This is a genomic window from Streptomyces sp. HUAS 15-9 (assembly GCF_025642155.1).
GTDB lineage: Bacteria > Actinomycetota > Actinomycetes > Streptomycetales > Streptomycetaceae > Streptomyces.
In genome coordinates this window covers 5,784,548-5,810,543 of sequence record NZ_CP106798.1, presented here as the reverse complement: position 1 = coordinate 5,810,543, position 25,996 = coordinate 5,784,548, and the positions used below count along the sequence as shown (strand labels likewise).

The following is a 25,996-nucleotide window of genomic DNA, read 5'->3' as shown; positions in this document are numbered from 1 at the left end:
CGCCCTCTTTTTCCGCGCGGCCACCCGCACGCCCGTCGTAATCTGGCAATCATGAAACAGTGCACGCATGCCGACGCGCTGCCGCATCCCGAACCGGATCCGCAGAACGAGACCTGTCCGGAGTGTCTCGCGCGCGGTACGCACCCGGTGCAGCTGCGGTTGTGCCTGAGCTGTGGCCACGTCGGCTGCTGCGACTCCTCGCCGGGGAGACACGCCACGGAGCACCACGAGCGGTCCGGTCACCCCGTGATGCGGACCTTCGAGCCCGGTGAGAACTGGCGGTGGTGCTTCGTCGACCACGTACTCGTGTGACCCTGGATCCGGACGGTTCGACGGTCTGACGTCTGGGTACGTCAACCCGGCGCGCGCTCTTCCCATTTGGGCCCGCGGACCCTCTAGACACGGAGCGTATCCACAGCTTTACTGTGAGTGACGCCAGGGGGTTGGGGTCCCGGGGACAGAAAAGTTCGGAGCGCGATAGCGTCACCGCTGAACCACGTTAGGCGTTTACCCCGAGGGGCGACCCTCGGCCCCGAAAAGCTTGTACCACCATGGAGGTGAGGGTGTCCCAGATCGCAGGCGAGCCCGCGACCCAGGACTTCGTGGAAGTCCGGCTGCCGGCTGCGGGTGCCTACCTTTCGGTGCTTCGGACGGCCACGGCCGGTCTCGCGGCTCGTTTGGACTTCACCCTGGACGAGATCGAGGACCTGCGCATCGCCGTGGACGAGGCCTGCGCGATCCTGCTCCAGCAGGCCGTGCCCGGCTCGGTGCTCAGCTGTGTCTTCCGGCTCGTCGACGACTCACTGGAGGTCACGGTGTCGGCCCCGACGACGGACGGCCACGCGCCCTCGCGGGACACCTTCGCCTGGACCGTGCTGTCGGCCCTGGCGGGCAAGGTCTCCTCGGCCGTCGACGAGGACAAGACCGTGTCGATCAGCCTCTACAAACAGCGCGGCGCGGGACCCGGGCCGGCGTGAGGAACGGGGACGGGCCGGTGCGGGACGAAGAGCGTGGCACACGGGAGCTGCCGGTCGAGGGCGCAGGCTCTGCGGACGGTTCCCGACGCATGGCTGACGGCATCGACGGCATCCCCGAGCAGGCCAGGCCGCATCCGGAGGACGACTCCGCGGAGGCCGGCTTCGAAGGTGCCGTGCAGAGCGCGTCTCCGGCAGGGCGGAACGGGGGCGTGTCCCCCATCCATGGGGGTGCCCCCGCTCGAGCGAAGCCGAGAGTGGGGGAGGAGGCGAGGGCTCGGGGAAGGGCGACGGGCGGGACGATGAGCGAGCACGAACGGGACGACGAGCTGGGCGCGCAGGGCGTACCGGGTCTGCAGGGTGCGCATCACGACCCGCAGGACCGCAGCGGAGCGCGCGCGATGTTCGTCGAACTGCGCAAGCTGAAGGAGGGCAGCCCCGAGTACGCGGAGCTGCGCAACCAGCTGGTCCGCATGCACCTGCCGCTCGTCGAGCACCTCGCGCGCCGGTTCCGCAACCGCGGTGAGCCGCTGGACGACCTCACCCAGGTCGCCACGATCGGTCTGATCAAGTCGGTGGACCGCTTCGACCCGGAACGCGGCGTGGAGTTCTCGACGTACGCCACCCCGACGGTCGTCGGCGAGATCAAGCGGCACTTCCGGGACAAGGGCTGGGCGGTCCGTGTTCCGCGCCGCCTGCAGGAGCTGCGCCTGGCGCTGACCACGGCCACGGCCGAGCTCTCCCAGCAGCACGGCCGCTCCCCCACGGTCCACGAACTCGCCGAGAAGCTCGCCATCTCGGAGGAGGAGGTCCTGGAGGGCCTGGAGTCGGCCAACGCGTACTCCACCCTCTCGCTGGACGTCCCCGACACCGACGACGAGTCCCCGGCCGTCGCCGACACCCTCGGCGCGGAGGACGAGGCGCTGGAGGGCGTGGAGTACCGCGAGTCCCTCAAGCCGCTCCTGGAGGACCTCCCGCCCCGCGAGAAGCGAATCCTGCTGCTCCGCTTCTTCGGCAACATGACCCAGTCCCAGATCGCCCAGGAGGTGGGCATCTCCCAGATGCACGTCTCCCGCCTCCTGGCCCGAACCCTGGCCCAGCTCCGGGAGAAGCTGCTGGTGGAGGAGTAACACCCGACGGACGGGACGCAGGGGCTGCCACCGGAGACACCGGGCAGGCAAGCAACCCGGCGAACACGAGGGGACGCGAGCCACACCCAAGGCCGACTCACCCCTCCGGTGACACGCACGCCCACCGGCCCGATGCCCAGCGGAGGGGCTCCATGGCTTCGCCCCGATCACGGGGAGCCTCACCGGAAACCTCGCCGGGCGGCAAAGCACGCGCAGGCCGACCGCCAAGAGCGCCCGCCCCGGTCACCAGGCACGCTCGCACCGGCCGACCCCGAGCACCCGTGCCGTCACGAGGCACGCTCACCGCGTCCCCCGGAACCCCCCTCGCCCGGGCCCGAGCGCTCTCGCACGGACCGTCGGGAGCGCCCACCCCGGAACACTCACCGTGATCACCGACAGCCGGCGCGCTGCCACAGGCAGCGCTCGCGCGATCACATGTGCTCGCACTGTGCCACCGGGAGCACTCGCCCCGGTCGCCTAGCACTTTCGTCCCGCTCGCCAAGCCCTCGCCCTGTCCTCCGGAAGAGCCCGCGCCCGGGCCCGGGCACTCTCGCGGAGCCTCGCCCACCGGGAGCTCTCGCCCCGTAGCTGAACACGCTCACTCACGGCACCGGCCGCAGACAGCAACCGCCCGTTGGGTGCCCGCCGAGGGCTGCCGAACAACAGAACCAGAACAGAACCCGGCGTACAGCCCGACTCGTGCCCGTTGGCCGCCCGCCCAGGGCTACCCCTTCGGTTCCTCCGAGCGCCCCGGCCCCCGGATTCCCAGGGCCTGGGTCGTCGCCGGGTTGACCAGCAGGACCAGGGACGCCACCGCGGCCGCGGCCAGGGCGATGCCCGCCGGGATGGCCATGCTGTCGGCCTGGAGGAGGTTGTAGGCCACGGGCAGGGCCATGACCTGGGTGATCACGGCGGGGCCGCGGCTCCAGCCGCGCCGCAGCAGCAGGCCACGCGCGGCGAGCAGCGGAAGCAGGGCGAGGACGAGCAGCGTGACGCCTCCGGTCACCGCCTGCTGCCGGTCGTCGGGATCGCCGGTGACACCGAGCACGAGCATCCACACGCCCCCGATCAGCAGCGCGGCGCCCTCCAGCGCGGCCAGCGCCGCCGCGTACGTCAGGCGTCGCGGGCGCCGTCCGTCGGCTTCCGTGGTGTCCGTGGTGGGGTTCTGCTCGCTGCTCACCCCTGAAGGGTAGCCCTCGCCCCACAACCCCAGGTGTCCAGGCTCACGGCCCTCTCTCTTACCTGATCCCTACCTCGGTCTGGGCCCAGTACCACCCAGTAGGTACGCTGCAACCCATGCGTGCACTTCTCGTGGTCAATCCGGCGGCAACCACCACAAGCGCACGTAGGCGTGACGTGCTGATCCACGCTCTGGCGAGCGAGATGAAGCTGGAGGCGGTCACCACCGAGTACCGCGGTCACGCACGCGACCTCGGCCGCCAGGCCGCCGAGAGCGACGACATAGACCTGGTGGTGGCCCTCGGCGGCGACGGCACCGTCAACGAGGTCGTCAACGGTCTCCTCCACGACGGCCCCGATCCCGAGCGCCTTCCCGGCCTCGCCGTGGTCCCCGGCGGCTCCACCAATGTCTTCGCCCGCGCCCTGGGTCTGCCCAACGATCCCGTGGAGGCGACCGGCGCCCTGCTGGACGCGCTGCGCGAGGAACGCGAGCGTGTCGTCGGCCTCGGACTCACCTCGGGCACTCCCGGCACGGAGGACGAGGCCGTTCCCGCCCGCTGGTTCACCTTCAACGCCGGCCTCGGTTTCGACGCGGGCGTCGTCGGCCGAGTCGAGCAGCAGCGCGAGCGCGGCAGGAAGTCCACCCACGCGCTCTACGTCCGTCAGGTCGCCCGGCAGTTTCTCGGCGAGCAGCACCGGCGGCACGGCACGATCACGCTCGAGCGGCCCGGCGCCGACCCGGTGACCGGTCTCGTCGTGGCGATAGTCTCGAACACGTCCCCTTGGACCTATCTCGGCAATCGCCCTATGTACACGTCACCTAAGGCCTCGTTCGATAAAGGCATCGACGTACTCGGTCTCAGCCGTCTGTCCACGGCCGCGGTTGCCCGGTATGGCACGCAGTTGCTCACTTCGTCCCCCGAGCGCGGCCCCCATGGAAGGCATGCCACCTCCCTGCACGATCTGGACCAGTTCACCTTGCATTCGAAGGTGCCACTGCCCCTCCAGATGGACGGAGACCACCTCGGGCTGCGTACGAGCGTGACGTTCACAGGCGTACGCCGCGCACTGCGTGTGATTGTGTGAGTGGAACCGGCAAAAGTCCTTTCACTCGAACGTTTAGGCCAGGATCCACCCCATGGAAGTACGGCTGTGACCCAGTCGACACCGAGGAATCAAAAAAAACTTTTCGGAAGGGGTTGTATCCGCCGCTGAGGTTTGCGAGTCTCTACGTGGCGATCGGGACGGCCCGCAACACCGGCCTCCACTGATCACCAGAACCCCTCTTCAAACCACAGGACCACGCCGGTGTACCTGGCAGTCGGCCCTTCCCTTGTTGAGGGATTCGTGAAAGCGTTCACATTCACAAGCAACCAGCACGTAATACCAAGGAGAGGTAGCAGCCATGGACTGGCGTCACAACGCCGTTTGCCGCGAGGAAGACCCCGAGCTCTTCTTCCCCATCGGCAACACCGGTCCTGCGCTGCTGCAGATCGAGGAAGCCAAGGCCGTCTGCCGTCGCTGCCCCGTTATCGAGCAGTGCCTGCAGTGGGCGCTTGAGTCCGGCCAGGACTCCGGCGTCTGGGGTGGTCTCAGCGAGGACGAGCGCCGCGCCATGAAGCGCCGCGCCGCCCGCAACCGGGCCCGTCAGGCCTCCGCCTGACACAACCCACCCCGCTCTGACAGCCTGAGCTTGGCGGCGCGTACAGCGAGTACGCATCTCCCGCCCCCGAGCCGCAGCGCGCAGTACCCCCGATGCGCTTAGTAGTAGAAGAGCAGCAACGAGCACTGGCCCCGGACCTGAACAAAGGTCCGGGGCTCTTTGCTGTGCGGGGAGCTGTACGGGGCGACGTGCGGGGCAATGTTCCATCCGGTCGACATCCGGCCCAATACCCCCTGTTTACGCCTTATTTGCGTCTTGCCCACACCTCACTCGCGCCTTACTTATGCGTTCGTACCGGAATGTCCAGGATCACCCGTGTCCCCCGCCCAGGCGCCGGGACCATGTCGAACGTGCCGCCCAACTCGCCCTCGACCAGGGTCCGTACGATCTGCAGCCCCAGGTTGCCCGCGGTCTGCGGGTCGAAGTCCTCGGGCAGGCCGACGCCGTCGTCCTGGACGGTGACGAGGAGTCGGGCCTCCTTGCTGGTGCCGCCGCGGACCGCCGAGACCTCGACCGTGCCGGTTTCGCCCTCCCGGAAGCCGTGTTCGAGGGCGTTCTGCAGGATTTCGGTCAGCACCATGGACAGCGGGGTCGCGACCTCGGCGTCGAGCACACCGAAGATGCCGCTGCGCCGGCCGGTGACCTTGCCGGGCGAGATCTCGGCGACCATCGCGAGCACCCGGTCGGCGATCTCGTCGAACTCCACGCGTTCGTCCAGGTTCTGGGACAGCGTCTCGTGCACGATAGCGATCGAGCCGACCCGCCGTACCGCCTCCTCCAGCGCCTCCCTGCCCCGGTCGGACTCGATACGCCGGGCCTGGAGGCGAAGCAGGGCCGCGACCGTCTGGAGGTTGTTCTTCACCCGATGGTGGATCTCCCGGATGGTCGCGTCCTTGGTGATCAACTCGCGTTCGCGGCGGCGCAGTTCGGTGACATCCCGGAGCAGAACCAGCGAACCGATGCGGGTGCCCTTGGGTTTGAGCGGGATCGCCCGGAACTGGATCACTCCGTCGTTCGCCTCGATCTCGAACTCCCGGGGCGCCCAGCCGCTGGCGAGCTTGGCCAGCGCCTCGTCCACCGGTCCCCGGGTCGGGGCGAGTTCCGCGGTGGTCGTGCCCAGGTGCTGGCCGACGAGGTCGGAGGCGAGGCCCATGCGGTGGAAGGCGGACAGGGCGTTCGGTGAGGCGTACTGGACGATGCCGTCCGCGTCGACCCGGATCAGGCCGTCGCCGACGCGCGGCGAGGCATCCATGTCGACCTGCTGGTTGGGGAAGGGGAAGGAACCGGCCGCGATCATCTGCGCAAGGTCGGACGCGCTCTGGAGGTAGGTCAGCTCCAGGCGGCTCGGGGTCCGGACGGTGAGCAGATTGGTGTTGCGGGCGATGACACCGAGGACCCGCCCCTCCCGCCGTACGGGGATGGACTCGACCCGTACGGGGACCTCCTCGCGCCACTCCGGGTCGCCCTCGCGCACGATCCGGCCCTCGTCGAGCGCCGCGTCCAGCATGGGCCGGCGGCCGCGCGGCACGAGGTGGCCGACCATGTCGTCCTGGTAGGAGGTGGGGCCTGTGTTGGGCCGCATCTGGGCGACCGAGACGTACCGCGTGCCGTCGAGAGTGGGAACCCACAGGACCAGGTCGGCGAAGGACAGGTCGGAGAGCAGCTGCCACTCCGAGACCAGCAGGTGGAGCCACTCGAGATCGGAGTCGTCGAGGGCTGTGTGCTGGCGTACGAGTTCGTTCATGGAGGGCACGTGTGCGAGCGTACCCGGGCATTTGTGATCGGCCGAAAACACCCGCGGGCCGCGGCGCCTGGGAGGGACCCTCAACCCTCCCGGCACCGCAGCCCGGAGCAGTATCGGCCGTGGGGTGTGCGGTCCCGGTCGGCCGAAGGATGAGGAACCGGGGCAGTCAGGGCAGAGAGCTCCGGGTCCTCGGTCCGCCCTCCTGTGCGGGGAAGACGGAAGTGTGCGGCTGCGTCGCGGTCATACCGCACGCAGGCCTCCCTACGCATTGTGGACTAGACCACGTTGTGTGTCCACGCATTGGAGGCTGTTCACAGTTGACGAATTGCAGCCTAGCCCGCCCGGGTCAGCTGCGGGGCCAGATGGCCATGGCAATTTCCGCGACCGCCTCGAGTTCCTCACGACTCGCGCCGTCGCGCGCCTGCTGGGACATGCCCTGGAAGACGGCGGCCGCATGGCGGGCGAGCGCGCCGGCGTCGGTCCCTTCCGGCAGCTCACCGGTCGCGACGTCCGCTTTTATACGGCTCTCGAGGGCGGCCACGTCGGCGTTGCGCCGGCGCCGCAGGGCCTCCTCGACCTCGGGAGTCGTGCAGTTGGTCGCGGCATGAGTCACCAGGCAGCCGTACGGATGGCCGGGATCGGTGAACTCCACCGCCGCCTCGCGCAGCAGCCGCTCCACCGCGGCGCGGGCCGTCACCTCCTCGTCCAGGGCGCGGCGCGTGAACGAGCCGTACGACCCGGCGTAGACCCGCACCACCTCCTCGAACAGGGAGCGCTTGTCCCCGAAGGCCGCATACAGGCTCGGGGCGCCGATACCCATGATCCGGGTGAGGTCGGAGACGGAGGTCGCCTCGTAGCCGCGCTCCCAGAAGGCCATGACGGCCTTCTCCAGCGCCGTCTCGCGGTCGAAGGAGCGGGGGCGGCCGCGCACCCTGGTCGCCGCCCCGGCCTGCGGTTTCGTCTCCTCGCTTCGCACCATGGGGGGTATTTTATAGCGGACCCTAGAGAAATGTCGGCGGGATGTTGTACGGTTTTTTTCTGTAGCGACCGCTAGAAAATATGGAGGGGGCGCCGGCATGGGGGCGTGTTCAGCGGCAGGACGGCACTCGTCACGGGGGCGAGCAGGGGAATCGGACGCGGCGTCGCAGAGCGGCTGGGACGGGACGGAGCCCGGGTCGCGGTGCACTACGGGCACGAGGAGAAGGCGGCCGAGAAGCCGGTCGCCGCGATCGAGGAGGCGGGCGGCACCGCGTTCGCGATCAGGGCGGAGCGGGCGTGCCGGGGGACGCCGAGCGCCTCTGAGACAGAGAGCGAGGAGGGAGGCCGTGTACGTCTTGGTGGCCGGTAGTGCCTTCTCCGGTCCGGCCAGGATGTCGATGTGGCACTCGGAGACGCCGGCCGGCGGGGAGTCCGGGTCGTTGGTCACGGCGAGGGTGATCGCGCCGGCCTCACGCGCGGCCCGGGTGGAGGCGACCAGGTCCGGGGAGCCAACGGACTGGCTGACGGTCACGACGAGGACATCGGTGAGGTCGGGGCGGGCGCCGTAGGCCGTGGTGGTCGACATGGAGGTGAGGCCACAGGGCAAGCCCAGGCGGATCTCGAGGCGGTACTTGGCGTACAGGGCGGCGTTGTCGGAGGTGCCGCGGGCGGTCAGCAGGACGAAGCGGGGCCGGCGGCGGCGATCTCCTGGGCCACCTGCCGGACGGCCGGGGCTCCCTCGTCCAGGATCCTGCGGAGCACGGCGGGCTGTTCGGCCATCTCGCGGGCCACGACCCGGCCCGGGCGGTCGACGAGGGGGTCCGGAGTCGCGACAGTCATGGTGAGTCCTCCCGGGGCACGCGGGGCGCTCTGGTTCGCTGCAGGCTCGGTGCCGGCTCGGTGTCGGAACGTCAACAGGTCCTATTCCACCCCTTGGGAAGGGGCGCCGTCCGTGCGGGGTGGGTGTTAGATTGGTCTAAACCACATAGACCTTCCAGCCCTCTCCAGAACGGCAGGCCCAGCGTGGAAGTTGTCATCGTTCCGGACGCCGAGGCGGGTGGCGAACTGATCGCCGAGGCCATGACACAGTTGCTGCGGCGCAAGCCCGAAGCGCTGCTCGGTGTGGCCACCGGCTCGACCCCGCTGCCCATCTACCAGGCGCTGACGGCCACGGTGCGCTCCGGCGCGGTGGACATCTCACGGGCCCGGATCGCACAGCTCGACGAGTATGTGGGGCTGCCCGCGGAGCACCCGGAGTCCTACCGCTCGGTGCTGCGGCGGGAGGTGCTGGAGCCGCTCGGGATCAAGATGGCCGCGTTCATGGGGCCGGACGGCACTGCGGAGGACGTGCGGGCGGCGTGCGCGGCGTACGACAGGGCGCTCGCCGAGGCCGGCGGGGTGGACCTGCAGCTGCTCGGGATAGGCACCGACGGGCACATCGGGTTCAACGAGCCGTGCTCCTCCCTCGCCTCGCGCACGCGGATCAAGACGCTGACCGAGCAGACCCGGATCGACAACGCGCGCTTCTTCGACGGGGACATCGAGCAGGTGCCGCATCACGTCATCACCCAGGGCATAGGCACGATCCTGGAGGCGCGGCACCTGGTGCTGCTCGCCACCGGCGAGGGCAAGGCGGACGCGGTCGCCGCGACCGTGGAGGGGCCGGTGGCCGCGGTCTGCCCGGCTTCAGCCCTTCAACTGCACCCGCACGCGACCGTGGTCGTCGACGAGGCGGCCGCGTCCAAGCTGAAGCTGGCGGACTACTTCCGGCACACGTACGCCAACAAGCCGGACTGGCAGGGGATCTGACCTTCTCGGCATGCCGGAAGGCGCCGGACTCCCCTGCGGGGCCCGGCGCTTTCCGGTCATGTGGGCAGGGTGCTCCGCCCGGACTACGGGCCCGCGATGACCTCCGCCGCCGCGCGGCCGCAGACCCGGGCCGCGCCGTGCGTGGCGATGTGCAGGGCGCCGCGTGCCGGGGACTGGGGAACGCCCATCTCGACCACGATGGTGTCCGGGCGGGCCGCCAGGAGGGTGCCGAGGGCCGCAGCCATCCAGGGGTGCCGGTGCTCGTCGCGGACGACGGCCACGATCCGGCGGTCGCCCGCCGCGACGAGCGCCGCCGACGCCGCGTCCTCCCCCGCGAAGCTCCCCGTCTCCGTGCCGGGCAGCAGTCGGCCCAGCTCCGCGGCGACGCCCCAGGGGGTCTCGTCACCGACGGCGATGTTCGCGACGGGGGTGAAGGCGGCGACGTACGGGGCCGAGGCCGCAGGCACGTACGAGTCGGCGCGGGTGACGGTGAGCGCGCGTCGGGCGGCGACGAGGCCGATGTCGGGCCGTGCGGTGGCGGCGGGCTCGTCGGTGGGGGCCGCCGCCCAGCGCGCGAGGGCGCGGACCCGCTGCGCCGCGTCCGCCAGGCGCTCCTCGGGGAGTTCGCCGGAGCGGACCGCCGTGACGAGGGCGTCCCGCAGACGCCGTACCGTCTCGTCGTCGGCGAGGCCGCCGCCCACGCAGATGGCGTCGGCGCCCGCGGCGATGGCGAGGACGCTGCCGCGCTCGATGCCGTAGGTGGCGGCGATGGCCTGCATCTCCATGCCGTCGGTGACGATCAGGCCGTCGTAGCCGAGCTCGCCGCGCAGCAGTTCGGTGAGCACCCGGTGGGACAGGGTCGCCGGGTGGTCCGGGTCCAGGGCCGGGACCAGGATGTGGGCGCTCATCACGGCCCGGGTGCCGGCCTCGATCGCGGTGCGGAAGGGGGCCAGTTCGCGGGAGGCGAGCAGTGTGGCGTCCGCGTCGATGCGGGGCAGGGCGTGGTGGGAGTCGACGGCCGTGTCGCCGTGGCCGGGGAAGTGCTTGGTGCAGGCGGCGACTCCGGCGGACTGCAGGCCGGTGACATAGGCCGCCGTGTGCCGGGCGACCAGGTCGGTGTCGGCGCCGAAGGAGCGGACACCGATGACCGGGTTGGCGGGGTTGGAGTTGACGTCCGCGGACGGGGCCCAGTTGAGGTTGACGCCGCAGGCCGCGAGGCGGCGGCCGAGTTCGAGGGCCACCTCCCGGGTCAGCTCTACGTCGTCGACCGCGCCCAGGGCGTGGTTGCCGGGGAAGGAGGAACCGGTCCGCACCTCGAGGCGGGTCACGTCCCCGCCCTCCTCGTCGATCGCGACCAGGACGTCGTCCCGTTCCGCCCGCAACCGGTCGGTCAGGGCGGACAGTTGTTCCGGCGAGGCGATGTTGCGGCCGAACAGGCCCACGGACGCCAGGCCTTCGCCGAGGCGGCGCAGCAGCCAGTCGGGGGCCGTGGTGCCGGGGAAGCCGGGCTGGAGGACGGTGAGGGCGTCGCGCGTCAGGCCGTCCTTGGAGTTGGACGCGGTGGTACCGCTGGCGAATGTCGTCATCGAGTGGCGTTATCCCTTCACTGCGCCCGCGGTCAGGCCCGCGGCCATCTTGCGCTGGACGAGGAGGAAGAGGGCGACGATCGGCACGGCCATCATGGTGGCGCCGGCCATCATCGGGGCGTATTCGGTGCCGTGCTTGGTGGTGAAGTTGCCGAGCCACACGGTCGCGGTCTGGTGCTCCTGGCTGAGCAGCATCAGGGCGTACAGATACTCGTTCCAGGCCTGGATGAAGCCGTAGACCGAGGTGGCGACCATGCCGGGGGCGAGAAGGGGGAAGACGACGCGGATGAAGGCGCCGGTGCGGGAGCAGCCGTCCACCATCGCGGCCTCCTCCAGTTCCCTGGGGATGTTGACGATGAATCCGCGCAGCGTCCACACCGTGAAGGGCAGGATGAAGGTCAGATAGGTGATGATCAGGCCGGAGAGCTTGTCGTACTGGTTCAGGTCGTTCAGCAGCAGGAAGACCGGGATGATCATGGCGACCAGCGGCACCATCTGCACCGCCAGGATGCCGACGATCACGATCTTGCGGCCGCGGAAGGCGAACCGGGAGATGGCGAGCGCGGCCAGCATGCCGACGACGATGCCGATCGCCACCACGGTCAGGGACACGATCAGGCTGCGGCCGACCGGGCCCCAGAAGTCGGCGATGTCCAGTGCCCGGCGGAAGTTGCCGAGCGTGAGGCCCGTGGGCAGCAGGCTCGGGTCCGGGTCGATGGCGTCCTTCGCGGGCTTGAACGCCGTGTTGACCATCCAGTAGACGGGGAAGCCCGCGGCGGCGAAGACGAGCAGACCGAGGAGGTTCCAGCCGAGCTTCGGCCGCCGGCGCGCCTGGGGAGCGAGGGCACTCATTCGACCTCTCCGATCTTCAGCATCTGACGCATGTAGACGGCGACCACCGCCAGCAGCAGCACCACGGTGATCAGGGCGATCGCCGAACCCTGCGCGTAGTCGTTGACCACGAAGGCGCGGTCGTAGGAGTAGGTGGTGAGGAGCTGGAACTCGGCCTCCGGATGGTTGTTGCGCATCACGAAGACCTGCGGGAAGACACCCATGTCCCAGATGACCGACAGGGTCGTGAGCATCACGACGATCGGCTTGAGGATGGGCAGGGTGACGTACCGGAAGACGCCCCAGGAGCCCGCGCCGTCCAGCCGGGCCGCCTCCTCCAGCTCCTTGGGGACCTGGGTGAGACCGGCGCTGAGCGTGATGACCACGAAGGGGACCGCTCCCCAGACCACCAGGAGCATGATCACGGCCAGCCCCTCGGGCCCGCTCGCGAACCAGTTGTGGCCGATCAGGTCGACGCCCGGCAGCTTGCTCAGCAGGGCGTTGAGGATGCCGTAATCGGCGTCGAAGAGCCACTTGAAGACCGTGGTGGCGACGATGACGGGCATGCCCCAGCTGGCAACCAGCGCGATGTTGACGAGGGTCTTCACCCAGCCGGAGACCCGCTGGAGCAGCAGGGCGACCAGCATGCCGAGGACCATGGTGAAGACGACCGAGCCGACCGCGAACACCACCGTGCGCACGACGACCTGCCAGAACTCGCCGTCGCCCAGCACCTTGGAGAAGTTGGCGAACCCGACCGACTCGGCCGGCTTGAAGCCCCACAGCTGGGACTGCCCGAACTCCTGGAAGGACAGGGTGACCAGCCGGACCAGCGGATAGCCCATCACCAGGGCGAGGATCAGCAGACACGGCGCGAGCAGCAGCCAGGGGGTGGCCGCCCCGCTCGACGTCCGCTTTCCGCGTGGCCGTTGCGGGACGTCGGGTGGCGGCGCCTGCCGCGGCGGCGGCACCTTGGCGGGGGTGGTCGTGTCTGCGGCACTCATCAAGCGCTCCTCAGCGTGCCTCGTCGTACAGGAAGCCGCACTCCGTAGCTGTACGAAGTGGTACGGTTACGCTGTGCCAGCGAGAACCAAGCTGGCGCAGCAACGTTGCAGGCTCTACATGAACCGGGCTGGTTCCAACCCGGCTGGTGCTGATCGTGTAGGACCCGGCCGCTCGATGAGCGGCCGGGCGACGTGAGCCAGGAATTCACCGCTCCAATAGACGGTGGAGGGTTCAATTGGTGTTGATGACCTTGTCAATCGCGGCGTCGGCCTCCTTGGCCGCCGCCGCGACCGACTTCTTGCCGGTGCCGATGTTCTGCAGCATGGTCTGCAGGACCTGGGCCTTCTCGACCTGGCCCCAGCCGGGGGCCATCGGGACGAACCAGTTGGACTCGGCCGCGGTGGCCGGGACGACGGTCGCCGGGTCGTTCTTCAGGGTGGCGAGGTCGGTCTTGTTGTTGGGCAGGTTGCCCTTGGCCATCAGGCCCTTCTGGCCTTCGGGACCGGTGAAGGCGTTGATCCACTCGGCGGCGACGCCCTGGGCCTTGGACTTCACCGGGATGGCGAGGTCGGAGCCGCCCAGGAAGACCGGCAGGTTCTTGCCGGACGGGCCGGGCATCACGAAGTTCTCGAGGTTGTCCTTGAGCTTGCCGCTCTTGTCGTTCTTCGGGTCGGCCGCGGTCGCGCCCTCCCACGCCGCACCGAAGATCAGGTCCGACTTGCCCTGTCCGTAGACGATGTAGCGGTCGGACTCGTCCTTGGTCTTGTCGCCGTGCATGTACTTGTCGAGGACGGTCTTGAACTCCTTCAGGCCCTTGAGGGACTCGGGCGAGGAGAGGTTCGCCTTCCACTGGCCGCCGGACTCGACGGCGATGGAGCCGCCCGCGTCGTAGACGAAGGACATGGCCGCGTACCAGTCACGGGTGGGCTGGTACCAGGCGTTGAACTTGGCGCCCTGCTTCTTCTGGATCTTGTCCAGGTCGGCGGTCAGCTCCGCGTAGGTCTTCGGGGGCGCCTTGATGCCGGACGCGGCCGCGATGTCCTTGCGCCAGGTGCCGACCCGGCCGCCGGCGTAGTACGGCACACCATAGGTCTTGCCGTCGTACGTCACGGAGGCCTTGAGGCCGTCCAGCCAGGCGGAGGAGTTGCCGAACTGCGCGGCGTCGACGGGTGCGAAGGCGCCCTTGACCATGTAGCCGAGCATCTCGGTGTTGCCCATCTCGACCACGTCGGGGGCCTTGTCGGTGGCGAGGACGGCGTCCAGCTTGGTGTTCTTGTCCGGCCAGCCGTAGTACTCGTGCTTGATCTTGATGCCCGGGTGCTTCTTCTGCACCGCGGCGTCGGCCGCCTTGACCAGGTTGGGCCAGTTGTTCTGGGCGTCCACGGTGAGCCAGACGGTCAGCTCCTTGGCGTCCGACCCCTGTGCCTTGCCGTCGTCCTTCTTGTCACTGCCACACGCCGCGATGGAGACGACCATGCCCGCGATACCGATCGCGGCTATCAGCTTGCGCTTCACGCCACCCTCCTCAGGGATGCCACAAACCCCCCTGCCTCCCCGCGGCGAGCCGGGCCTGCTCGGCGGATCATGCCGGAGACGCGGGGTCTGGCACGCACATCTGCGGCGTTGTCGTCGGTCGCCGACGCTCCGCGTCGACTCCCTCCTCCGCCTTGCAGCTGCACGCACCAGACCCCGCTCACCGGCGCTGATCAGGTTCGGTTGCTTTACTCCGACCTGATCCGCCGAGCAGGCCCGCGCTTCGTACCGCCCATGGGGCCGGGACCTGGACCAATGGTGTAGACCAGTACGGGGAGCTTGGCCCAGACCAATAGGCCTGTCAAGGGTGTTCAGGCGGGCTCCAGGCGTCCGTGATGGGACCGAGATATGCAGGGACCTTTCATTCCGCAAGCGACAGATCGGACGGACCAGTTCCGGTGGACCACTGGGACCGGGACTCCCGATGGACTAGACCAACGGGGGGCGCAAAGGTATACAGGGAGATCACGGAGCGTGCGGGTGGACCCCTGTCACACGAAGCCGTGCCACGATGTGAGCCGGGACCGATGGAATGTCGGTCACTTCGGCATACGGAGCCGGGAAGGCAGAGCATGAGCACCGACGTCAGCAGTGCGGAGAACGAGGCTGGGGCGACCGTCCGTACCGCGCGCGTGCCCAAGTACTACCGCTTGAAGAAGCACCTGCTCGACATGACGGAGACGCTGCCGCCGGGCACGCCGGTCCCGCCGGAGCGCACGCTCGCGGCCGAGTTCGACACCTCGCGCACCACCGTCCGCCAGGCCCTGCAGGAGCTGGTCGTCGAGGGCCGGCTGGAGCGCATCCAGGGCAAGGGCACCTTCGTCGCCAAGCCGAAGGTCTCCCAGGCGCTGCAACTCACCTCCTACACGGAGGACATGCGCGCCCAGGGACTGGAGCCGACCTCGCAGCTGCTGGACATCGGCTACATCACCGCCGACGACCGGCTCGCCGAACTGCTCGACATCACGGCCGGCGGGCGGGTACTGCGCATCGAGCGGCTGCGCATGGCCAACGCCGAGCCGATGGCCATCGAGACGACCCACCTCTCGGCCAAGCGCTTCCCGGCGCTGCGCAGGTCGCTCGTCAAGTACACGTCCCTCTACACCGCGCTCGCCGAGGTGTACGACGTCCACCTCGCGGAGGCCGAGGAGACCATCGAGACCTCCCTGGCCACCCCGCGCGAGGCGGGCCTGCTCGGCACCGACGTGGGCCTCCCGATGCTGATGCTCTCCCGCCACTCCCTGGACCGGGAGGGCAAGCCGGTGGAATGGGTGCGGTCGGTCTACCGCGGCGACCGCTACAAGTTCGTGGCCCGCCTCAAGCGTCCCGCGGAGTGACGCCCGCTCCGGCTCGAGCGTCCCGCGGAGTGATGCCCGGCCCGGCTCAAGCGGCTGTTGCGTAAGGGAGTTGACCGACGCGTCCCCGTACGACCGTCATGTGCGGGGGTTCCGCTGCCGCTGCGGCGACTTCTGCACAGAATCGACATGCCGATATGAGGATGAGGTCTTCCACTTGTGTGACGACGTCGCCTAGATTGCCTGCGCATTACACGTGTGATCAGTAGTGATCAGTGGTGATCTGCGAGGGGACGGAGTCGCACGATGTCGGATACCTCGGATGTGACCGGAGCGGCGGTGGTGACGCCCTTGCGCGTCGTCATCGCCCTCTGTCTGATCGCGCCCTTCGTGGCGATGCTGTGGGTCGGCTCCTACGCCAGGACGGACCCCGAGTTCAGCGGGATCCCGTTCTTCTACTGGTACCAGATGCTGTGGGTGGTCATCTCCACCGCGCTGACGATGACCGCGTACAAGCTGTGGCAGCGTGACCAGCGCGCCCGCGCGGCGGCCCGGCGAAGCGGGGGTGCGTCGAAGTGAAGGACGGTGTGAACGGCGTCGCGCTCGGCGTGTTCGTCTTCTTCTTCCTGGCCGTCACGGTCATGGGCTTCCTGGCCGCCCGCTGGCGCAGGGCCGACAACGAGCACAGCCTCGACGAATGGGGCCTGGGCGGACGGTCGTTCGGCACCTGGATCACCTGGTTCCTGCTCGGCGGCGACCTGTACACGGCGTACACCTTCGTCGCCGTACCGGCGGCGATCTACGCGGCGGGCGCGGCCGGCTTCTTCGCCGTGCCGTACACGATCCTCGTCTACCCGCTGATCTTCATGTTCCTTCCGCGCCTGTGGTCGGTGTCCCACCGACACGGCTATGTGACGACCTCGGACTTCGTGCGCGGCCGCTTCGGCTCCAAGGGCCTGTCGCTGGCGGTCGCGGTCACCGGAATCCTGGCGACGATGCCCTACATCGCGCTCCAACTGGTCGGCATCCAGGCCGTCCTCGACGTGATGGGCGTCGGCGGCGGCGAGAGCACCCACTGGTTCGTCAAGGACCTGCCGCTGCTGATCGCCTTCGGCGTGCTGGCCGCGTACACCTACTCCTCGGGCCTGCGGGCGCCCGCCCTGATCGCGTTCGTGAAGGACGCGCTGATCTACATCGTCATCGCGGTGGCGATCATCTACATCCCCATCAAGCTGGGCGGTTTCGACGACATCTTCACCAAGGCGGGCGACGCGTTCAGCCAGGTCAACCCGGCGACCGGCAAGCCGCGCGGCGCTCTCGCCCCGCCGGAGGCCGGCCAGTGGACGTACGCCACGCTGGCACTGGGCTCCGCGCTCGCGCTCTTCATGTACCCGCACTCGATCACCGCGACGCTCTCCTCGAAGAGCCGTGACGTGATCCGCCGCAACACCACGATCCTGCCGCTGTACTCCCTCATGCTCGGCCTGCTGGCCCTGCTGGGCTTCATGGCGATCGCGGCGGACGTCAAGGTGCAGAACGGCCAGCTGGCCATCCCGCAGCTGTTCGAGAACATGTTCCCGGACTGGTTCGCGGGCGTGGCCTTCGCGGCGATCGGCATCGGTGCCCTCGTCCCCGCGGCCATCATGTCCATCGCGGCCGCGAACCTGTTCACCCGCAACATCTACAAGGACTTCATCAAGCCGGACGCCACGCCCGCGCAGGAGACCAAGGTCTCCAAGCTGGTCTCCCTCCTGGTGAAGGTGGGCGCGCTGGTCTTCGTCCTGACGATGGACAAGACGGTCGCCATCAACTTCCAGCTGCTCGGCGGCATCTGGATCCTGCAGACCTTCCCGGCCATGGTCGGCGGCCTGTTCAGCCGCTGGTTCCACCGCTGGGCGCTGCTCGCGGGCTGGGCGGTCGGCATGGTGTACGGCACCGTCGCCGCGTACGGCGTCGCCTCACCGACGCAGAAGCACTTCGGCGGCTCGGCCGAGGAGATCCCGGGCATCGGGGAGATCGGCTACATCGGCCTCACCGCGTTCGTGCTCAACGTGGCCGTCACGGTGGTGCTGACCTTCGTCCTGAAGGCGCTGAAGGCCCCCGAGGGCGTCGACGAGACCAGCCCGGCGGACTACACGGCGGACTCCGGCGACCCGGGCGTCCAGGTGGAGCTGCCGCCGGCGACCGCGGACGCGGGCCACTGAGGACGCCGGTCACCGCGGACGCGAGCCGCTGACGACACCGGCCGCTGAGGGCAGGCAAGAACGGGCCGTCGGAGAAAATCCGGCGGCCCGTTGTCGTACCCGTCCTGCACACTCGGTCCCATGGACATCGAGATCAGGCGGACGGCCCCGGACGAGTACGGCACCCTGGGCGAGATCACCGCCCAGGCCTATCTCCAGGACGGCCTCCTCGACTTCGGGGAGAGCGACGGGTACCTCGGCGAGCTCAGAGACGTGGCCAAGCGCGCGGCCGCCGCGGAGGTACTGGCCGCCGTGGCGGACGGCGAACTGCTCGGCGGCGTCACCTTCGTACCGGCGGGCGGGCCCATGGCCGACATCGCCCGCGCCGGAGAGGCCGAGATACGGATGCTCGCGGTCGGCCACGCGGCACGCAGTCGCGGCGTCGGGGAGGCCCTGGTGCGCGCCTGTGTCGATCGCGCGCGGGCCACACCGGGCTGCGTACGGGTCGTGCTGTCCACCCAGCGCTCCATGCGGGCCGCCCATCGCATCTACGAACGCATGGGCTTCGTCCGCACACCAGAGCGGGACTGGAATCCCCTCCCCCACCTCGACGACATCACACTCCTCACCTACGAGTTGACGCTCTGATACCGCCACGACACAACATCTGGGGGTGGCACGGCAGCCAGGCACTAGATGTATGCTCATGCTCGCTGTCGCCGCAGGGGAATCCGGTGCGAATCCGGAACTGTCCCGCAACGGTGTACTTGCGCGTATCCGCCCCCCGGGGGTCGAAGCGCGCTCGTGTCAGTCCGAGGACCTGCCGACAGCGCACCCGGCCGTCCGGCCCGGGTGCCCCGACGTCCGGGCCTCGTGGAATGGGCCGGTGGACGCGACGCCGCGTGCGCTCGTGTGCTGCCCCCTGCCCTGCGCAAGGCCCCCGTGCCGAGCCAGGGAGAGCCCCACGTGACCATCGCGCCAGCCGAACCGGATTCAGCGACCCGCCTGGAGACCGTCGGTCCCGGTGCCGCGCTGCTGCGGACCCTGACCGAGCTGACCGCCGACCTGCCCGACACCGACCCCGGCCGCGTCGCCGCCGCCGCGCTGCGCGGACGGTCCACCCGGGCGGACGAGACGGAGCTGCGCGAGCTGGCCACGGAGGCGGCGGCCGGCCTCATCTCCGAGGACCCGGCCTACTCCCGGCTGGCCGCCCGGCTGCTGACCCTCTCCATCCGCGCCGAGGCCGCCTCGCAGGGCGTGACGTCCTTCACCGGGTCCGTCGCCGTGGGGCACCGCGAGGGGCTGATCGCCGACCGCACCGCCGCGTTCGTACGGCTGCACGCCGAGCGGCTCGACGCCCTGGTCGACCCGTCGGCCGACGACCGCTTCGGCTACTTCGGCCTGCGCACCCTGCACAGCCGCTATCTGCTGCGCCACCCCATCACCCGCAAGGTCGTCGAGACGCCCCAGCACTTCATGCTGCGGGTCGCCGCGGGTCTCGCCGAGGACGAGTCCTCCCGCTCCGTCGACGAAGTCGCCGCGCTCTACGGGCTCATGAGCCGCCTCGACTATCTGCCCTCCTCCCCCACGCTCTTCAACTCCGGCACGCGGCACCCCCAGATGTCGTCCTGCTACCTCCTCGACTCCCCGCTGGACGAGCTGGACTCCCTCTACGACCGCTACCACCAGGTGGCCCGGCTCTCGAAGCACGCCGGTGGCATCGGGCTGTCGTACTCCCGCATCCGCAGCCGTGGTTCGCTGATCCGCGGCACCAACGGGCACTCCAACGGCATCGTCCCGTTCCTGAAGACCCTCGACGCCTCCGTCGCCGCCGTGAACCAGGGCGGCCGGCGCAAGGGCGCGGCCGCGGTCTACCTGGAGACCTGGCACTTTGACATCGAGGAGTTCCTGGAGCTGCGCGACAACACCGGTGAGGACGCCCGGCGTACGCACAACCTCAACCTCGCGCACTGGATCCCGGACGAGTTCATGCGCCGGGTCGACGCCGACGGGCAGTGGTCGCTGTTCTCCCCGTCGGACGTGCCGGAGCTGGTGGACCTGTGGGGCGCGGAGTTCGACGCCGTGTACCGCAAGGCGGAGGCGGACGGGCTCGCGAAGAAGACCATTCCCGCCCGTGACCTCTACGGCCGCATGATGCGCACCCTGGCGCAGACCGGCAACGGCTGGATGACCTTCAAGGACGCCGCCAACCGCACCGCCAACCAGACGGCCGAGCCGGGCCATGTCGTCCACTCCTCCAACCTCTGCACGGAGATCCTGGAGGTCACGGACGACGGGGAGACGGCGGTCTGCAACCTGGGGTCGGTCAACCTCGGCGCGTTCGTCGTCGACGGGGACATCGACTGGGAGCGGCTGGACGAGACGGTCCGCACGGCCGTCACCTTCCTCGACCGTGTCGTCGACATCAACTTCTACCCGACCGAGCAGGCCGGCCGGTCCAACGCCAAGTGGCGTCCCGTCGGCCTCGGCGCGATGGGGCTGCAGGACGTCTTCTTCAAGCTGCGGCTGCCGTTCGACTCGCCCGAGGCGCGCGCCCTGTCGACCCGGATCGCCGAGCGGATCATGCTCGCCGCGTACGAGGCCTCCGCCGACCTCGCCGAGCGGAGCGGCCCGCTCCCGGCCTGGGAGAAGACCCGCAGCGCCAGGGGCGTCCTGCACCCCGACCACTACGGCGCGGAACTCGCCTGGCCGGAGCGCTGGGCCGCCCTGCGCGAGCGGATCGCCGCCGTCGGCATGCGCAACTCGCTGCTCCTCGCGATCGCGCCGACCGCCACGATCGCCTCGATCGCGGGCGTGTACGAGTGCATCGAGCCGCAGGTCTCCAACCTGTTCAAGCGCGAGACCCTGTCGGGAGAGTTCCTCCAGGTCAACTCGTACCTGGTGAGGGACCTCAAGGAGCTCGGCGTCTGGGACGCCCGCACCCGTGAGGCGCTGCGCGACTCGGGCGGCTCGGTGCAGGACTTCGCGTGGATCCCGGCCGACGTACGGGCGCTGTACCGTACGGCGTGGGAGATCCCGCAGCGCGGGCTGATCGACATGGCCGCGGACCGGACCCCGTTCCTCGACCAGTCGCAGTCCCTGAACCTCTTCATGGAGACGCCGACCATCGGCAAGCTCTCCTCGATGTACGCGTACGCCTGGAAGCAGGGTCTGAAGACGACGTACTACCTGCGCTCGCGCCCGGCGACCCGCATCGCCCGCGCCGCCCAGGCGCAGACCACCGTCCCCGTCCAGCAGGTCGCCGACCCCGACGCCGTCGCCTGCTCCCTTGAGAACCCCGAGTCCTGCGAGGCCTGCCAGTAATGACCACCGAAGCCAAAAACCTGCTCGACCCGGGCTTCGAGCTGACTCTCCGCCCCATGCGCTACCCCGACTTCTACGAGCGCTACCGGGACGCCATCAAGAACACCTGGACCGTGGAGGAGGTCGACCTCCACTCGGACGTAGCCGACCTCGCGAAGCTGACGTCGGGTGAGCAGCATCTGATCGGGCGTCTGGTCGCGTTCTTCGCGACGGGCGACTCGATCGTGGCCAACAACCTGGTGCTGACCCTCTACAAGCACATCAACTCCCCCGAGGCACGGCTCTATCTGAGCCGCCAGCTCTTCGAGGAGGCCGTGCACGTCCAGTTCTATCTGACGCTGCTGGACACCTGTCTCCCCGACCCGGAGGACCGCGCCGCGGCCTTCGCGGCCGTGGAGAAGATCCCCTCCATCCGTGAGAAGGCCGCGTTCTGCTTCAAGTGGATGGACTCGGTGGAGAAGCTGGAGCGCCTGGAGACGAAGGCCGACCGGCGCCGCTTCGTGCTCAACCTCATCTGCTTCGCCGCGTGCATCGAGGGCCTGTTCTTCTACGGTGCCTTCGCCTACGTCTACTGGTTCCGCAGCCGGGGTCTGCTGCACGGTCTGGCCACCGGCACCAACTGGGTGTTCCGCGACGAGACGATGCACATGTCCTTCGCCTTCGAGGTGGTGGACACGGTCCGCAAGGAGGAGCCGGACCTCTTCGACGACGAGCTTCAGCGGCAGGTCACCGACATGCTGCGGGAGGCCGTCGCGGCCGAGCTGCAGTTCGCGCGCGACCTGTGCGGTGACGGCCTCCCGGGCATGAACACCGAGTCGATGCGGCAGTACCTGGAGTGCGTCGCCGACCAGCGGCTGAGCCGGCTCGGCTTCGCTCCGGTGTACGGCTCCGAGAACCCCTTCTCCTTCATGGAGCTGCAGGGGGTTCAGGAGCTGACCAACTTCTTCGAGCGGCGTCCCTCGGCGTACCAGGTGGCGGTGGAGGGCACCGTCGACCTGGACGAGGACTTCTGATCCCGTCCCGCCTTCCCGGCCTCCTGGGCCTTGCTGAGCTGTCGGTCGATGCGCCGGTCGTGCACGATGCCGATCAGTGAGGGGAGGACCAGGAGGACCAGGATCCCGAGGGTGACGGCCATTCCGATCAGGGCTTCTGTCTGCGCTGTAGTCATGTCACCACTGTCGCGCCGAACACCCCTGACAAACAGTGGCAGGACTGCCGCACACCCTCGAATTGCTGCCACTTCCGAGGCACACTGGAGGCATGCTGAGGAACGTGGCCACCGTCCTGCTCGACGGTGTGCATCCCTTTGAACTCGGAGTCGTCTGCGAGGTGTTCGGCCTCGACCGCAGCGACGAGGGGCTGCCGGCGTACGACTTCGCCGTGGTCTCGGCCGAGGGTCCGGCGCTGGGCACCCATGTCGACGGGCTCACCGTCTCCACGCCGTACGGCCTCGACCGGCTGGAGGAGGCCGATCTGATCGCCGTACCGGCCTCGGACACGAACGTCGGGCGGGACTATCCGCCCGAGTTGCTCGCCGCCCTGTGTCGAGCCGTGGACCGGGGCGCCCGGGTGCTCAGCGTCTGCTCCGGCGTCTTCGTGCTGGGCGCCGCCGGACTGCTCGACGGGCGGCGCTGCGCCGCGCACTGGCGGCACGCGGACGCGCTCGCCCGGCGCTTCCCGCGCACCCGCGTCGAACCGGACGTCCTGTACGTCGACGAGGACCCGGTGATCACCTCCGCCGGCACCGCGGCCGGGATCGACGCCTGTCTGCACATCGTGCGCAAGGAACAGGGGCCCGAGGTCGCCAACAAGATCGCCCGGCGGATGGTGGTGCCGCCGCACCGGGACGGCGGACAGGCGCAGTTCATCGAACGTCCGCTGCCCCGGGACTCGTGCGACACGGTCGGCGAGGTACTGGTGTGGATGGAGCGGCACCTCGACGAGGAGGTGACCGTCGAGCAGTTGGCCGCCCGCGCACTCATGGCACCGCGCACCTTCGCGCGCCGCTTCCAGCAGGAGACGGGCACCACGCCCTACCGCTGGATCCTGCGTCAACGCGTGCTGCTGGCACAGGAGTTGCTGGAGGGCACGGACGAGACGGTGGACGCCGTCGCCGCGCGCACCGGGTTCGGCACCGCGGCCGCGCTGCGCCACCAGTTCGTACGGGCCCTGGGGACCACTCCCAACGCCTACCGGCGCGCGTTCCGGGGCCCGCGGGCCGCCTGAGCGCGCACCGGAAACGGGTGTCTCACCATGGCACGGGCTTCAGCAGCAGCCGGTGCGGACGGAGCGTGATGCCCACGCGGGTCGCGTCGTTCGACCCGCCGACCTGTTCGAAGCGGTACTTCGCCGACAATGCCGCCGTGATCAGGGTGAGCTGGGCCATGGAGAAGTGGTCGCTGGGGCACTTGCGATTGCCCACGCTGAACGGGCTCATGGCGTATTTCGGTACGTCCTTGGCGCGTTCCGGCAACCAGCGGTCGGGGTCGAAGTCGAGGTTGTGCGCGTAGGACCGGTCGTCGCGCTGGATGGCGTACGGGCTGTAGACGATGTCCGCCCCGGCCGGAATGCGATAGCCGCCGAGCGCGGTGTCGGTCACCGCGCGCCGCGTCAGTATCCATACGGCGGGACGCAAACGCATCGCCTCGACAACGACATTGTTGGTGTGCGTGAGCTTCCGTACGTCCTCGAATCCGACGGGTCGGCCGCCGGTCACGGATTCGACCTCGGTACGTACCTTCTCGGCGTGTTCCGGATGTTCGGCGAGCACCTGGAGCAGCCACATGATCGTGGAGGCGACCGTTTCGCTTCCGGGGGTGAGTATCGCGACGACCTGGTCGTGGATCTCCTGTTCCCCGATGGGCTCCTCATTCTCGTCCTTCGCCGCCAGCAATGCCGTCAGCAAATCGTCCGGCTTTTGACCGGATGCCCGGCGCTCGGCGACGATCTCGTCGACGAGCAGATGTAAATCGGCCAGGGCCCGGTTGAATTTCCGGTTGGGCGGCAGCGGCAGCCGGTAGAGCGGTCCGAGCGGGACGACCATCCGGCGGTACATACCGCGGAAGACGGTCGCGAGCGCGACGCACAGCCGCTCGGCGCGCTCGTCCATGCACTCGCCGCGCAGCAGACAGCGGGCCGCGATCCGCACGGCGACCCGGAAGGACTCCGAGGTGCAGTCGACGGTCTCGCCGGGCCGCCAGCGCTCGGTCAGCCCGTGCGCCTCCTCCTCCATGATCGACCCGTACGCGGGTATGGCGTCGAGCCTGAACGCGGGCTGGATGGTGCGTCGTTGGCGCCGGTGCCGGGGGCCGTTCGCGGTGGCCACGCCCTCCTTGCCGAGCAGGCCTTCGAGGGACTCCCACAGCGGCCCGTCGATCTTGTAGTCGGGGCTCAGCGCCATCGCGCCGGTGAGCGCGGGGGCGGTGACGGCGTACACCGTCTTCGGGCCGAGCCTCAGCCGTACGACGTCGCCGTGCTCGCGCAGCCCGGCCATGAAGGCCAGCGGGTCGCGGACCAGCTGCCAGCCGTGGCCGAGGACCGGGACACCTCCCCCCGCGAGGGGCGGCTCAATCGACTCGGGCACCTCGGGTGCCGCGGGTTTCACCGACTCGACGGTCATTTCTCACCTGCCGCTTCGTTGTTGACGTACGGGGGCGTGGACCGGTCGTCCCAGCTGTCGACCATGTACCGGCCGGACTCGTGGTGAAACCAGTAGACGGAACTGAACCAGTTCCGCATATTGCTGAGGCAGGACCGTACGGCGACACCGAGTTCCTTTCCCGGTACGGTGCCGTCGTCGAGCCGGTCGGCGAACCGCAGGGCGACCATTTCCGCTTCGAGGAACTGCTCCGCGCAATTCTCCACGCGCCGCCTGAGTTTCACGACTGCCTCTTCCAGAGTCAGCCCCTCATGGGTGATGAGACTGATTCCGAGATTGTGCACCTCGTTTCCCGCGATTTCCTTCGGGAGTGAGCAGAGGTCGTTGTACCAGGCGGCGAATTCCTGGCTCAGCAGTGCCGGACGGCGGTATGCCGGGTGTTTCCGCACGGCGTCCGGGAGTTCGCATCCGGCGCTGGGCTCCAGCAGGTCCGTCCATATCCAGTGTGCGAAGGTCAGGCGCCGCAGGGCGAGGTACTCCTCCACCCCGGGAACGTATCCCCTGACGCGGTTGCGGAACTCCCGGTCGTACGCCTCGATCACCGCGTGGAAGTGCCGGGCGAACCGGGTGTTCCAGGTCCGGGGCAGGAACGAGTACAACCGCCGCACGCTGTCCGCCAGTCCCGCCACCACAGGGTCGGGATGGGACTCGTGGTGCCCGGGTGAGTCGACGGCCGCGTGGAGGCGGAACCTGAGCCGCCGCCAGTCCTCGGTGCGGCCGTGGACGATGTCGCGGTCGTGGCGGTCGTCCCAGACGAAGAACCACGCGCTGTAGTCGGCGATGGCCTGCATGACGTCGTCGGGGGCACCCATGTAGTAGCCCGCCATGAGGTCGGTGTAGCACAGGCCGTCGGCATATTCCTTCACCTTGTCCGCCGGCATGAGCCGCTTTTCCAGGAGCCAGAAGCGGGTCTTCTCCTGTAGTCGCGGCCAATACGGATGGCGTTGCCGGGGAAACGCCGACTCGATCAACGGCAGAGCCAGCGCCGGCGGGACCAGGACCGCCGTCGGCATCCATGTGGTGCTGTGTGGGAAAGCATGCACGAACAAACCCCTCTCAGCCGCCAGAAGCACACACCCACCCCTCTCACCGTGCCGGGCGTGC

23 protein-coding genes, 2 pseudogenes and 1 riboswitch are annotated in these 25,996 nt (G+C 69.2%); of the genes and pseudogenes, 14 read left to right on the top strand and 11 right to left on the bottom strand.

What is annotated here, in order from left to right; translation table 11 throughout:
* Positions 1 to 51: 51 nt before the first annotated feature.
* The 3 genes from N8I87_RS26930 (at position 52) to N8I87_RS26920 (ending at position 2,104) form a co-directional block, all read left to right on the top strand.
* Positions 52 to 312, top strand: a complete 261-nt coding sequence (locus N8I87_RS26930) for a UBP-type zinc finger domain-containing protein (RefSeq protein WP_263212445.1) — start codon at positions 52 to 54, stop codon at positions 310 to 312.
* 251 nt (positions 313 to 563) lie between these two features.
* Positions 564 to 977, top strand: coding sequence for an ATP-binding protein (locus tag N8I87_RS26925; RefSeq protein WP_004925829.1), 414 nt, complete (start codon positions 564 to 566; stop codon positions 975 to 977).
* Between the two features lie 17 nt (positions 978 to 994).
* Entirely contained in the window at positions 995 to 2,104 is a 1,110-nt protein-coding gene (locus tag N8I87_RS26920; protein ID WP_263212430.1) for an RNA polymerase sigma factor SigF, read from the top strand.
* A gap of 724 nt (positions 2,105 to 2,828) precedes the next feature.
* Here the strand turns inward: N8I87_RS26920 and N8I87_RS26915 are convergent.
* The gene (locus N8I87_RS26915) at positions 2,829 to 3,284 is read right to left on the bottom strand and encodes a hypothetical protein (RefSeq protein ID WP_263212428.1); all 456 of its coding nucleotides are present in this window, start codon (positions 3,282 to 3,284) and stop codon (positions 2,829 to 2,831) included.
* Positions 3,285 to 3,400: 116 nt separating this feature from the next.
* On the opposite strand from N8I87_RS26915, the gene N8I87_RS26910 reads away from it, so the two are divergent.
* Both N8I87_RS26910 and N8I87_RS26905 read left to right on the top strand, forming a co-directional pair.
* Complete coding sequence (locus N8I87_RS26910; protein WP_263212424.1) at positions 3,401 to 4,369, top strand: diacylglycerol/lipid kinase family protein; 969 nt, start codon at positions 3,401 to 3,403, stop codon at positions 4,367 to 4,369.
* A gap of 319 nt (positions 4,370 to 4,688) precedes the next feature.
* On the top strand, positions 4,689 to 4,946 hold the full coding sequence (locus N8I87_RS26905) for a WhiB family transcriptional regulator (RefSeq protein WP_003992873.1): 258 nt from the start codon (positions 4,689 to 4,691) through the stop codon (positions 4,944 to 4,946).
* Positions 4,947 to 5,223: 277 nt separating this feature from the next.
* Here the strand turns inward: N8I87_RS26905 and N8I87_RS26900 are convergent, their stop codons facing one another.
* Positions 5,224 to 6,690: a sensor histidine kinase gene (locus tag N8I87_RS26900; RefSeq protein ID WP_263216684.1), complete on the bottom strand. Its 1,467-nt coding sequence runs from the start codon at positions 6,688 to 6,690 to the stop codon at positions 5,224 to 5,226.
* Positions 6,691 to 7,036: 346 nt separating this feature from the next.
* Positions 7,037 to 7,669 (bottom strand): TetR/AcrR family transcriptional regulator, encoded by a 633-nt coding sequence (locus N8I87_RS26895; protein ID WP_263216683.1) that lies wholly within the window; start codon positions 7,667 to 7,669, stop codon positions 7,037 to 7,039.
* Positions 7,670 to 7,774: 105 nt separating this feature from the next.
* Between N8I87_RS26895 and N8I87_RS44460 the strand changes: the two are divergent.
* Positions 7,775 to 7,897: pseudogene (locus N8I87_RS44460) on the top strand (SDR family NAD(P)-dependent oxidoreductase); the annotation flags it as partial.
* Here N8I87_RS44460 and N8I87_RS26885 read toward each other — a convergent pair.
* Positions 7,895 to 8,508, bottom strand: a pseudogene (locus N8I87_RS26885) (SIS domain-containing protein); the annotation flags it as partial. The pseudogenes N8I87_RS44460 and N8I87_RS26885 overlap by 3 nt on opposite strands.
* A gap of 183 nt (positions 8,509 to 8,691) precedes the next feature.
* Here N8I87_RS26885 and nagB point away from each other — a divergent pair.
* Positions 8,692 to 9,477 (top strand): glucosamine-6-phosphate deaminase, encoded by a 786-nt coding sequence (gene nagB / locus N8I87_RS26880; RefSeq protein WP_263212415.1) that lies wholly within the window; start codon positions 8,692 to 8,694, stop codon positions 9,475 to 9,477.
* An 83-nt stretch (positions 9,478 to 9,560) separates the two neighbouring features.
* On the opposite strand, the gene N8I87_RS26875 is transcribed toward nagB, so the two are convergent.
* The 4 genes from N8I87_RS26875 to N8I87_RS26860 form a co-directional block, all read right to left on the bottom strand.
* Positions 9,561 to 11,063: a glycoside hydrolase family 3 protein gene (locus tag N8I87_RS26875; RefSeq protein ID WP_263212414.1), complete on the bottom strand. Its 1,503-nt coding sequence runs from the start codon at positions 11,061 to 11,063 to the stop codon at positions 9,561 to 9,563.
* 9 nt (positions 11,064 to 11,072) lie between these two features.
* Positions 11,073 to 11,915, bottom strand: a complete 843-nt coding sequence (locus tag N8I87_RS26870; RefSeq protein WP_263212412.1) for a carbohydrate ABC transporter permease — start codon at positions 11,913 to 11,915, stop codon at positions 11,073 to 11,075.
* On the bottom strand, positions 11,912 to 12,898 hold the full coding sequence (locus N8I87_RS26865; RefSeq protein ID WP_263212411.1) for a carbohydrate ABC transporter permease: 987 nt from the start codon (positions 12,896 to 12,898) through the stop codon (positions 11,912 to 11,914). The genes N8I87_RS26870 and N8I87_RS26865 overlap by 4 nt, the downstream gene beginning before the upstream one ends.
* A gap of 232 nt (positions 12,899 to 13,130) precedes the next feature.
* Complete coding sequence (locus tag N8I87_RS26860; RefSeq protein ID WP_263212409.1) at positions 13,131 to 14,414, bottom strand: extracellular solute-binding protein; 1,284 nt, start codon at positions 14,412 to 14,414, stop codon at positions 13,131 to 13,133.
* Between the two features lie 590 nt (positions 14,415 to 15,004).
* Between N8I87_RS26860 and N8I87_RS26855 the strand changes: the two genes are divergently transcribed.
* The 6 genes from N8I87_RS26855 (at position 15,005) to N8I87_RS26830 (ending at position 22,247) form a co-directional block, all read left to right on the top strand.
* Complete coding sequence (locus N8I87_RS26855; protein ID WP_263212408.1) at positions 15,005 to 15,769, top strand: GntR family transcriptional regulator; 765 nt, start codon at positions 15,005 to 15,007, stop codon at positions 15,767 to 15,769.
* 264 nt (positions 15,770 to 16,033) lie between these two features.
* Positions 16,034 to 16,306 carry a DUF3311 domain-containing protein gene (locus N8I87_RS26850; protein ID WP_263212406.1) on the top strand — a complete coding sequence of 91 codons (273 nt, stop codon included), beginning with the start codon at positions 16,034 to 16,036 and terminating at the stop codon, positions 16,304 to 16,306.
* Positions 16,303 to 17,931, top strand: a complete 1,629-nt coding sequence (gene mctP, locus N8I87_RS26845) for a monocarboxylate uptake permease MctP (RefSeq protein ID WP_263212405.1) — start codon at positions 16,303 to 16,305, stop codon at positions 17,929 to 17,931. Before N8I87_RS26850 ends, mctP begins: the two co-directional genes overlap by 4 nt.
* Positions 17,932 to 18,051: 120 nt before the next feature.
* Positions 18,052 to 18,558, top strand: coding sequence for a GNAT family N-acetyltransferase (locus N8I87_RS26840; RefSeq protein ID WP_263212403.1), 507 nt, complete (start codon positions 18,052 to 18,054; stop codon positions 18,556 to 18,558).
* Between the two features lie 52 nt (positions 18,559 to 18,610).
* Positions 18,611 to 18,752, top strand: a riboswitch (cobalamin riboswitch).
* Between the two features lie 124 nt (positions 18,753 to 18,876).
* Positions 18,877 to 21,234 carry a ribonucleoside-diphosphate reductase subunit alpha gene (locus tag N8I87_RS26835; RefSeq protein WP_263212401.1) on the top strand — a complete coding sequence of 786 codons (2,358 nt, stop codon included), beginning with the start codon at positions 18,877 to 18,879 and terminating at the stop codon, positions 21,232 to 21,234.
* On the top strand, positions 21,234 to 22,247 hold the full coding sequence (locus tag N8I87_RS26830) for a ribonucleotide-diphosphate reductase subunit beta (protein ID WP_263212400.1): 1,014 nt from the start codon (positions 21,234 to 21,236) through the stop codon (positions 22,245 to 22,247). Before N8I87_RS26835 ends, N8I87_RS26830 begins: the two co-directional genes overlap by 1 nt.
* On the opposite strand, the gene N8I87_RS26825 is transcribed toward N8I87_RS26830, so the two are convergent.
* Positions 22,160 to 22,402 (bottom strand): hypothetical protein, encoded by a 243-nt coding sequence (locus N8I87_RS26825; protein ID WP_263212398.1) that lies wholly within the window; start codon positions 22,400 to 22,402, stop codon positions 22,160 to 22,162. The two genes, N8I87_RS26830 and N8I87_RS26825, sit on opposite strands and share 88 nt — an antisense overlap.
* Before the next feature lie 92 nt (positions 22,403 to 22,494).
* On the opposite strand from N8I87_RS26825, the gene N8I87_RS26820 reads away from it, so the two are divergent.
* Entirely contained in the window at positions 22,495 to 23,460 is a 966-nt protein-coding gene (locus N8I87_RS26820; protein ID WP_263212396.1) for a helix-turn-helix domain-containing protein, read from the top strand.
* A gap of 22 nt (positions 23,461 to 23,482) precedes the next feature.
* Here the strand turns inward: N8I87_RS26820 and N8I87_RS26815 are convergent, their stop codons facing one another.
* Positions 23,483 to 24,853, bottom strand: a complete 1,371-nt coding sequence (locus N8I87_RS26815) for a bifunctional albaflavenone monooxygenase/terpene synthase (RefSeq protein ID WP_263212394.1) — start codon at positions 24,851 to 24,853, stop codon at positions 23,483 to 23,485.
* On the bottom strand, positions 24,850 to 25,935 hold the full coding sequence (cyc1, locus tag N8I87_RS26810; RefSeq protein WP_263212392.1) for an epi-isozizaene synthase: 1,086 nt from the start codon (positions 25,933 to 25,935) through the stop codon (positions 24,850 to 24,852). Before cyc1 ends, N8I87_RS26815 begins: the two co-directional genes overlap by 4 nt.
* Positions 25,936 to 25,996 lie beyond the last annotated feature (61 nt).